Here is an 8,854-nt window from a genome sequence, read left to right on the forward strand (position 1 = left end):
GGGGTGTTCACGATAGACTTACCTGCGTGAATTCTCAGGATCAGACTAAGCAAAGCCGGCCCGTTAAGCCACGCAAGCGCCGAGGCATTCCGTGGTGGGTGTGGTTCTTTGTTGGTTTGATCGGCCTGGGGGGTGTGCTTTACGGCGTGGACTTGGCCATGAGTGAAGGCACAGTTCCCCGTGGTGTGACCGTCGGTGGCGTGGACATCAGTGGTGTGGATAAGTCCCAGGCTGAGCAGCGCTTGCGCAACGATCTGGGCGAGCGCACCCGCCAGCCGGTGACGGTGAATGCGGGCAACATGAGCTCCACCATCGAGCCCACGCAGTCTGGCATGCAGGTGGATTGGGGTGCGACGGTGGATCAGGCGGGCCAGCAGCCGCTGAATCCGATTACGCGCATCCGCTCCTTCTTCGAGACCCGCGAGGTAGGCATTATCTCGCGGATCACGGATGAAAGCCTGAACCGGTCCCTGAACCGCGTGGAGCGCGAGCTGACCCGCGATCCGCAGAACGCAGCGCTGACCGTGAACAACGAAGGCAAGGCGGATATCAAGGAAGACAAGCCGGGGCAGACCGTCGACCGCGAGCTGCTGGCTACCGAGGTGCGGGAAAACTGGCTGAACACCGACGGGCGCGTGAACGTGGAAGCCACCATCACGCCGGCGGATGCGGATAAGGACGCCGCGGAACGTGCAGCCAAGCAGTACGTGGCCCCGGCGACGGCGAAGAACCTGGTGTTCCACGGCCGCGACAAGGTCGATGGTGTGATCACCCCGCAGGACTGGCACTCCATCCTGACCTTCAAGGTGGATGGCGGAGAGTTCATGCCGCAGTGGAACACGGACAAGGCCAAGGAGGTGCTGGGTGAGCAGCTTTCCAGCACCGAGGTGGAGTACCGTGATGCGGGCTTCGAGTTCAACGGCGATGACATCAAGGTTGTGCCGTCGAAGGATGGCGTGGCCATCAAGTGGAAGGACACCTTTGGCGACTTCCAGGCCAAGGCGCTGGATAAGAAGAAGCGCGAACACAAGGTGGTCTATGAGGACAAGAAGGCCAAGTACACCACTGAGCAGGCGAAGAAGGCTCACTTCGACGATGAAGTAGGTGCCTTCACCACGGGTGGGTTTAGCGGTCCCTCTGGTGTGAACATCCGCCGTGTGGCGCAGATGGTGAACGGTGCGATTGTGCTGCCGGGGGAGACGTTCTCCCTGAACGGCCACACCGGTCCCCGCGGTACGGAGCAGGGCTTTGTGGAGTCCGGCATTATTATCGACGGCCACGCGGGCAAGGCTGTGGGCGGCGGTATCTCGCAGTTCGCAACCACGCTGTACAACGCCGCATACTTCGCGGGCATGGAGGACGTGGCGCACACCCCGCACTCTTATTACATCTCCCGCTACCCGGCCGGCCGCGAGGCGACCGTATTCGAGGGCGCAATCGACCTGCAGTTTAAGAACCCGTTCGATACGCCTGTGCGCATCACGACGGACGTGACCGGTGATTCCGTCACCGTGCGACTGCATGGCGTGAAGCAGGTGGATGTGGAATCCATCCCGGGTGAGCGTACGAACCCGACTTCGCCTCAGAAGGTGGAGCTGAGCGGCGAGGACTGCTCGCCGTCTTCCGGCGCGCCGGGCTTCACTACCACCGATACTCGCGTGATCCGCGACCTCAAGGGCAAGGAGCTGTCCCGCGAGACCCAGCGCACGGTCTACGACCCGCAGCCGATTGTGAGCTGCAAGTAATGGCTTAGGCGACTGGCTCCAGGCCTGGGGTTGAGGACCGGGGAGCCGCCATGGAGGAGCCGGAGGGCAGGAGATCTGTTAGGGAGGGGCTTCAGCGGGGAGCGTGCATGATGGCACGCTCTCCGCTTTCGTTTGCTCTGTAGGGCGTTTGCAGATGGGCAGCCTAGCGCTCAATAACTGGCACCGTCCTACTGTGTGCTTCCGACAGGGAGCACGGAGGCCTGCCTGTGGGTGCGAGGAACGCGCGCACAGGCAGGTGTTGTGCGCATGCGAAAAGGGGCGGGAACGAAGTTTCGTTCCCGCCCCTTGATCGGCTATCAAAGCCCGGAGCTTAAAGCTCTAACAGGTCTTACTTGATGATGCCCTGGTGCTTCAGGTAGTTGCCAACGCCGATGATGGCGCTAGCAACGGTGCCAGCGATACCAGCAGCCAGGCCGGCCCAGAGGAGCGCACTCCAAGCGTGGAGCGGCTTGTCCTTGGAAGGCTTGAAGAACTCACTACCGGTGTGCGGTTGCTTCTTCTCCAGCTTGTCACCGATCTGGGAGCTGAGGCTGACGCCCTTAGGAGTGTTGGCGTCAGGGGTCTCAGCACCTGCAACAGCGGTGCCAGCCAGTGCGACGGAGGAAGCGGTGGCCAGAGCCAGAGCGGCCTTACGGATGTTCATAGAAATTCCCTTTTCCTATCTAAGTGGACGTGTGTTGGCTTCTGCTTAGCGGTTGATGCCGTAGCGCAGGAAGTTGTAGATCGGAGCAACAACCAGGCCGAAGACGCTGATTGCGGCGGTGGTGATGAACAGGCTGTCAGCAATCTTAGCCCACATCGGGGTAGCTGCCTTGATCTTCTCGTCGTTCTTCCAGTTCTTCTGGCCGAAGAGCTGGTCGCCCGTAGCCTGCTGGTCCAGCTGCAGACCCTTCACGATCTTGTCCTTCAGCTCAGAAGAGCCCGCAGCGCTCGGCTTCTCGGTTGCCGGCGGGGTCTGGGTGTCCTCAGCAGCAGCAACGGAAACGCCGGAGATGGCAACGGTGGTAGCGGTAGCAACAGCCAGAGCTGCGTTGCGGAACTTACGCATCTGAAATGCCTTTCTGTAAGTGTGAGTGGTTCGAAGTCAAGGACTTCACTTAAGCTTCTCTTGGCTCCTTGCTTGCCACTAACTCTTTTATAAGAGATTCCGGCTGCGAAGCTGTAGAAACGCTGGCAAGTCCTAACGAAGAGACACTCTAGCAGGAATTTTGATTTAGTGGGAAGTCGGAGGTCAACTTTCCATGTGATTTGAGTCATGTGGGAGGTTTGGTTCTGAAATTGTTGTCAGGTCATCCACATGTGCCCAGATATATGCATATATCTATAGCGTTTCGGTGTGTCGTCTTGACTGTTTCGCCAGCCACCCATAAAGGGGTATTTGGCGGTGTTGGTGCGACTGTAGGCTTCGCCAAAAATCAGTTTTTACATATTTCGCACTTAGGCAGTAGGCATGAGCCTCAACGACCGTTAACCAAACACTGCAAACAAGATCACCTGGAGGTCACCTCCTGTTCACCTGTCAATTGTAAATTTGCCTGCTATGCGTATGACAGTGTTTGGAACGGGATACCTTGGCGCAACCCACGCCGCTTGCATGGCCGATATGGGGCACGACGTGCTCGGAGTCGATGTCGACCCGGAGAAAATCCAAGCTCTCTCGGAAGGGCGCGTCCCTTTCTTCGAGCCCGGTCTGCCGGAGATCCTCACCCGCAACATCGAAGCTGGCCGCCTGCGCTTTACTACCGACTACGCCGAAGCCGCCGAGTTCGCCGACGTTCACTTCATCGGCGTGGGCACCCCGCAGCGCAAAGGCTCCTATGCCGCGGACACCACCTATGTAAATGCTGTCATCGAAACGCTCGCCCCACTGGTCAGCGGCACCCACACCATCTTCGGCAAGTCCACTGTCCCGGTCGGTACTGCGCACGAGCTGCAGCAGAAGGCGGATGAGATCACGGCGGCGTCCACAAACAGCGCCCGAATCACCATCGCGTGGAACCCCGAGTTCCTGCGCGAAGGCCACGCGGTGAAAGACACCCTGCACCCCGACCGCATTGTCCTCGGCCTCGGCGGCGATAGCTCCAACAGCGATGACCGCGCCGAGCAGCAGCGCGTAGAGGACATCGCGCGCGAGATCTACGCCCCCGCGCTGGACGAAGGCACGCCGTTCCTGGTGATGGACCTGCCGACCGCGGAGCTGGTCAAGGTCTCCGCCAATGCCTTCCTGGCCACCAAGATCTCCTTCATCAATGCGGTCTCTGAGCTGTGCGAGATCGTCGGCGCGGATGTCACCGCACTCGCCGACGCGATCGGCATGGATGACCGCATCGGGCGAAAGTTCCTCGGCGCCGGGCTGGGCTTCGGTGGCGGTTGCCTGCCGAAGGACATCCGCGCGTTCATGGCGCGCGCAGGTGAGCTCGGCGCCGACCAGGCGCTCACGTTCCTTCGTGAGGTGGACGCCATCAACATGCGCCGCCGCGAAAAGACAGTAGAGCTGGCACGGGAGACGCTGGGTGGCTCCCTGATCGGCCGGAACGTGACGGTCCTCGGCGCGGCATTCAAACCCAACAGCGACGACGTGCGCGACTCGCCCGCCCTGTCCGTGGCCGGTTCGCTATCCCTGAGCGGCGCAAACGTCACCGTGTACGACCCGCAGGGCATGAAAAACGCAGCGAAAATCTTCCCCACGCTGACTTATGCACCGAATGTAGAGGAAGCACTGTCCGGGGCAGAGATCGTGATCGTGGCGACGGAATGGAAGCAGTTCCAAGAACTCGACCCGGTAGCCGCCCGCAAGCTGGTGGCCGGGGACAACCCCGCTGTGCTGGACGGTCGCAACTGCCTGCCGCGTGAGGCGTGGGAAGCCGCGGGCTGGAACTTCCTGGCGCTGGGGCGGGGTTAGTGCGCGGTCAGCTGGCTGCACGTAGCCTCACACCCGCTAGGCTATAGAGCGTGTTACTTTCAGACCGAGACATCCGCGCCGCCATCGAATCCGGCGAGCTGAAGATCGACCCCCACGACGATCACATGGTCCAGCCATCCAGCATCGACGTGCGCCTCGACGGCCTGTTCCGCGTGTTCAACAACTCCAAGTACACGCACATCGACCCGAAGCAGCCGCAGGAGGAGCTCACCACCCTGGTGGAAGTCCCCGACGACGAAGCCTTCATCCTGCACCCTGGCGAGTTCGTCCTGGGCGCCACCCTGGAATGCTTCGGCATCCCCGCCCACCTGGCCGGGCGCCTGGAAGGCAAGTCCTCCCTGGGGAGACTGGGATTGCTGACGCACTCCACGGCCGGGTTCATCGACCCGGGCTTCACCGGGCACATCACCCTGGAGCTTTCCAACACCGCCAACCTGCCTATCGCCCTCTACCCGGGCATGAAGATCGGCCAGCTGGCACTTTTCACCATGACAAGCCCGGCGGAAGCCCCTTACGGCAGTGGTGCACTGGGCTCCAAGTACCAGGGGCAGCGTGGCCCGACCCCCTCGAAGGCCTACCTGAACTTCCGGAACTAGCTGGGGCGCGAGGTGGCGTCGCTAAGAAAAACAGCAACAGCTACTGCCGGTAGCTAGCCAGGAAGTTACCCAAGCGCTCGATCGCGGCACGCAGGTCGCGGGCCCACGGCAGCGTAACCACGCGGAAGTGGTCCGGGGTCGGCCAGTTAAAGCCCGTGCCCTGCACCAGGTGGATCTTCTCGGAACGCAGAAGGTCGAACATGAACTTCTCATCGTCGTGGATCTCGTGCACGTTCGGGTCCAGGCGCGGGAAGGCATACAGCGCACCCATCGGCTTCACGCAGCTCACGCCCGGGATCTCGTTCAGCGCCTCGTAGGCAGCGTTGCGCTGCTCCAGTAGGCGCCCGCCCGGCAGCACCAGATCGTCGATCGACTGGCGGCCGGAAATAGCCACCTGGATCGCGTGCTGCGCCGGCACATTCGGGCACAGGCGCGTGCCCGCCAGCACGTTAATACCCTCGATGAATCCCTTTGCATGCCCCTTCGGGCCAGTAACCACCATCCAGCCGGAACGGTAACCCGCCACCCGGTACGCCTTCGACAGGCCGTTGTAGGTGATGCACAGCAGGTCCGGGCACAGCGAGGCGATGTTGATGTGCTTCGCATCGTCGTACAGGATCTTGTCGTAAATCTCGTCGGCCAAGATCAGCAGAGAGTGCTCGCGCGCAACGTCCACGATCTGCTGCAGGATCTCGCGGGAGTACACCGCGCCCGTCGGGTTATTCGGGTTAATGACCACGATGGCCTTCGTGCGCTCCGTAACCTTCGCCTTGATGTCCTCGATGGAGGGCATCCAGTCGTTTTCCTCGTCGCACAGGTAATGCACGGGGCGGCCGCCGGACAGCGACGTGGAGGCGGTCCACAGCGGGTAGTCCGGGGAGGGGATCAGCACCTCGTCGCCATCGTTGAGTAGTGCCTGCATGGTCATGGTGATCAGCTCGGACACACCGTTGCCCAGGTAGACATCTTCGACGTCGAACTGAGGGAAGCCCGGGATGACCTCGTAGCGGGAGACGATCGCGCGGCGGGCGCTGATGATGCCCTTCGACGTGGAGTAGCCCTGCGCCGTCGGCAGCGCGGCGATCATGTCCCGCATGATCACGTCCGGCGCCTCGAAGCCGAACACCGCGGGGTTGCCCGTGTTGAGCTTCAGGATGCGGTGCCCGTCGGCCTCCATCCGCTCGGCCTCGGTGTTCACCGGGCCGCGGATTTCGTAGAGGACGTTTTGCAGCTTCGTGGATTGGTCCAACGTGCGCAGTTCGCTGGGGCGTTTGGGGGTACTCATTCTCCCCATTGTGCCATTGTGGCTGCTGTTTTTATAGTTTTTCGGTGACGCCCCCTCGCGCTCGCGTGGCCTGCGCGTGTGGCTATCGGGTTACTCGTCGTATTCGCTGGCGCCAGCGTCCGAGTCTGTGTCTGCGCCAGTGCCAGTGCTGTTGCCGTTGCCCGTGCCGGCGTTTCCGTTGCCGGAGGTGCCGCCTGCGTTACCGCCGACGTTTCCACCCGGACGTTGGCCGCCTACGCTCGGACCGCCAGTGTTCCGGCCGGGCGATGGCTTGGGGGACTTGGAAGGCTTGGCCGGCTTGGAGCCTTCGGACGGCTTGTTTTCCTCAGAGGTTTCCGTTTCAGTTTGCTCAGTCGTCTGAGGCACCTGCGGCGCGTAGTAGTAGTTCTGGTAGCCGCCGTAGCCAGGGCCTGCATCGGGGGTCGGCTTTGTATCGTCGTCATCGTACTTGCCGGTGGTGGTGGGCTTGGGGTACGAGGGCTTCAGCTGCTCAGTGCTGCTAGCGCTTCCGGGGGTGCCGGTTTCCGTGGAGCGCATCGTGGCGTACGCGGTGACTCCCGCAATGATGGTGGCGATCAGGCCGAGGGTCAGCACCCAGGCCCAGAACGGCATGATCCCAAAGAACTTCCGCAGGCCGGATTTTGGCTTGTCCTCTTCGAGGTCATCCGGGGCGGTGCGGTTGGCTGGGGTTTCGGAAGGGGTTTCCTCGGCGTCGCTTACAGAATTCCCCGCGTTGAGGGGGTTGTTCTTGTCAGTCGGGTCAGCGTCAGTCATGGGAAACCTACCTCTATCTGTGGGCGTGAGGCGTCGAGCAGCACCAAGCGTTCATGCATTCTTGCATGCCCGTGTGCGCTCCTGTCTAGGGGAGTGTCTATGAGAATTAATTCTAGGCTACGGGGTGCCCGGGGTACATTCCCAACCGGAGATTCTTGCGGTGGGTGCGAGGAGGCTTGCGGCCGGGGTGTCCCAAATCTTCCACTCTACTTTTAGAACCATTCTTTTCGTGCAGGTCAGAGCGTTTTGACGATCCCGTCAAGTCGGCCATTCATTCCCAAAATGGAAGATTTGGGACATCGTGCATGGGGTAGTAACGGCAAAGCGGCGGCGAATCCAGCATGGTGCTGGACCCGCCGCCGCTATGGAGCGTGCGACTTAGTCGCGCTTACTGTGCGCCTGGTGCGCCGGGAGCTCCCGGAGCGCCCGGAACGATCGTGTTCAGCTTGATCGGTCCGCCATCGTTGGCAGGCTGTGCTGGCTGGGCCGGCTGAGCTGGCTGAGCATCTTCGGCGGGAGCCCCAGCTGCCGGTGCCTCCTGCGGTGCCTCAGCCTCAGCTGCCGGTGCTTCAGCCTCCGCTTCGGCCTGCGGTTCCTCGGCGGGAGCCTCTGCAGCGGGTGCCTCCTGCGGTGCCTCAGCTTGCGGTGCTGCGGCGGCAGCAGCCGGAGCTGCAGCAGCGGCTGCAGGGGCGGCAGGAGCGGGTGCTCCCGGAGCGCCTGGCGTCATTGCCGACAGCTTGATCGGACCACCATCCTGTGCGGGTTGTGCCGCGGGCTGTGCCGTCTCCGCTGCCGGAGCGGACGGAGCCGCAGGGGCAGCGGGAGCGGCAGGGGCGGCAGGAGCAGCCTGCTCAGCCTTAGGAGCCTCGGCCTCTGCCGGAGCAGACTCCTGAGCCTCCGCCTGGTCGGCGTCGTTGTCGCTGGACGCGGCAGCAGCGGCACCTGCGCCGGCAGCGACGGCACCTGCGCCAGCAGCAGCCGCAGCCGGTGCAGCGGGAGCTGCAGCCGGGGCACCTGGTGCACCCGGAGCGCCCGGAGCGGTGGCGGTCAGCTTGATCGGACCACCATCCTGAGCGGGCTGGGCTGCAGGCTGCGCCTGCTGAGCTGCCGGAGCTTCCTGCTCGGCCTTGGGAGCCTCGGCCTCAGCGGACTTGGCTGGCTCCGCCTTCGGAGCAGCAGGAGCGCCTGGAGCGCCTGGAGCGCCCGGTGCACCCGGGGCAGCAGGTGCGCCAGCCTTTGGAGCAGCCGGAGCTGCAGGAGCACCCGGAGCTGCCGGTGCGCCAGCCTTTGGAGCGGAAGGAGCTGCCGGTGCGCCAGGGGCAGCAGGAGCGCCAGGGGCAGCAGGTGCGCCAGCGGAAGGTGCTGCAGGAGCCGCCGGTGCACCAGGAGCGGAAGGAGCTGCCGGAGCTGCAGGAGCGCCCGGAGCAGCAGGGGCAGCAGGTGCACCCGGAGCTGCCGGAGCACCCGGAGCACCCGGAGCGCCAGCCTTTGGAGCGGAAGGAGCTGCCGG

7 protein-coding genes and 1 pseudogene are annotated in these 8,854 nt (G+C 63.0%); 3 read left to right on the forward strand and 5 right to left on the reverse strand.

Annotated features, from left to right (window positions below; translation table 11 throughout):
- Positions 1-26: 26 nt before the first annotated feature.
- Positions 27-1,745 carry a VanW family protein gene (locus HMPREF2678_RS05250; protein ID WP_070551239.1) on the forward strand — a complete coding sequence of 573 codons (1,719 nt, stop codon included), beginning with the start codon at positions 27-29 and terminating at the stop codon, positions 1,743-1,745.
- 349 nt (positions 1,746-2,094) lie between these two features.
- Here HMPREF2678_RS05250 and HMPREF2678_RS05255 read toward each other — a convergent pair whose 3' ends face one another.
- Together HMPREF2678_RS05255 and HMPREF2678_RS05260 are read right to left on the reverse strand one after the other, a co-directional pair.
- The gene (locus HMPREF2678_RS05255) at positions 2,095-2,409 is read right to left on the reverse strand and encodes a hypothetical protein (RefSeq protein WP_070551241.1); all 315 of its coding nucleotides are present in this window, start codon (positions 2,407-2,409) and stop codon (positions 2,095-2,097) included.
- Positions 2,410-2,454: 45 nt separating this feature from the next.
- Complete coding sequence (locus tag HMPREF2678_RS05260; protein WP_070551242.1) at positions 2,455-2,814, reverse strand: hypothetical protein; 360 nt, start codon at positions 2,812-2,814, stop codon at positions 2,455-2,457.
- Positions 2,815-3,306: 492 nt separating this feature from the next.
- Here HMPREF2678_RS05260 and HMPREF2678_RS05265 point away from each other — a divergent pair, with 492 nt between their 5' ends.
- Both HMPREF2678_RS05265 and dcd read left to right on the forward strand, forming a co-directional pair.
- Positions 3,307-4,668 (forward strand): UDP-glucose dehydrogenase family protein, encoded by a 1,362-nt coding sequence (locus HMPREF2678_RS05265; RefSeq protein WP_070551244.1) that lies wholly within the window; start codon positions 3,307-3,309, stop codon positions 4,666-4,668.
- Positions 4,669-4,718: 50 nt separating this feature from the next.
- Positions 4,719-5,285, forward strand: coding sequence for a dCTP deaminase (gene dcd / locus HMPREF2678_RS05270; protein ID WP_070551246.1), 567 nt, complete (start codon positions 4,719-4,721; stop codon positions 5,283-5,285).
- 40 nt (positions 5,286-5,325) lie between these two features.
- Here dcd and HMPREF2678_RS05275 read toward each other — a convergent pair whose 3' ends face one another.
- From HMPREF2678_RS05275 to HMPREF2678_RS10525, 3 genes and pseudogenes are all read right to left on the reverse strand, one after another.
- Positions 5,326-6,570 (reverse strand): pyridoxal phosphate-dependent aminotransferase, encoded by a 1,245-nt coding sequence (locus tag HMPREF2678_RS05275; RefSeq protein ID WP_192816036.1) that lies wholly within the window; start codon positions 6,568-6,570, stop codon positions 5,326-5,328.
- Between the two features lie 90 nt (positions 6,571-6,660).
- Complete coding sequence (locus HMPREF2678_RS05280; RefSeq protein ID WP_070551248.1) at positions 6,661-7,344, reverse strand: hypothetical protein; 684 nt, start codon at positions 7,342-7,344, stop codon at positions 6,661-6,663.
- Positions 7,345-7,732: 388 nt separating this feature from the next.
- Positions 7,733-8,854: pseudogene (locus HMPREF2678_RS10525) on the reverse strand (Fe-S oxidoreductase); the annotation flags it as partial.

Source organism: Corynebacterium sp. HMSC058E07, from assembly GCF_001809885.1.
Taxonomy (GTDB): Bacteria; Actinomycetota; Actinomycetes; order Mycobacteriales; family Mycobacteriaceae; genus Corynebacterium; species Corynebacterium macclintockiae.

Coding starts and splice junctions, on each gene's coding strand:
- HMPREF2678_RS05260 (WP_070551242.1), bottom strand. CDS start 2,814: ATGCGTAAGTTCCGCAACGCAGCTCTGGCTGTTGCTACCGCTACCACC.
- HMPREF2678_RS05265 (WP_070551244.1), top strand. CDS start 3,307: ATGCGTATGACAGTGTTTGGAACGGGATACCTTGGCGCAACCCACGCC.
- HMPREF2678_RS05280 (WP_070551248.1), bottom strand. CDS start 7,344: ATGACTGACGCTGACCCGACTGACAAGAACAACCCCCTCAACGCGGGG.
- HMPREF2678_RS05275 (WP_192816036.1), bottom strand. CDS start 6,570: ATGAGTACCCCCAAACGCCCCAGCGAACTGCGCACGTTGGACCAATCC.
- HMPREF2678_RS05255 (WP_070551241.1), bottom strand. CDS start 2,409: ATGAACATCCGTAAGGCCGCTCTGGCTCTGGCCACCGCTTCCTCCGTC.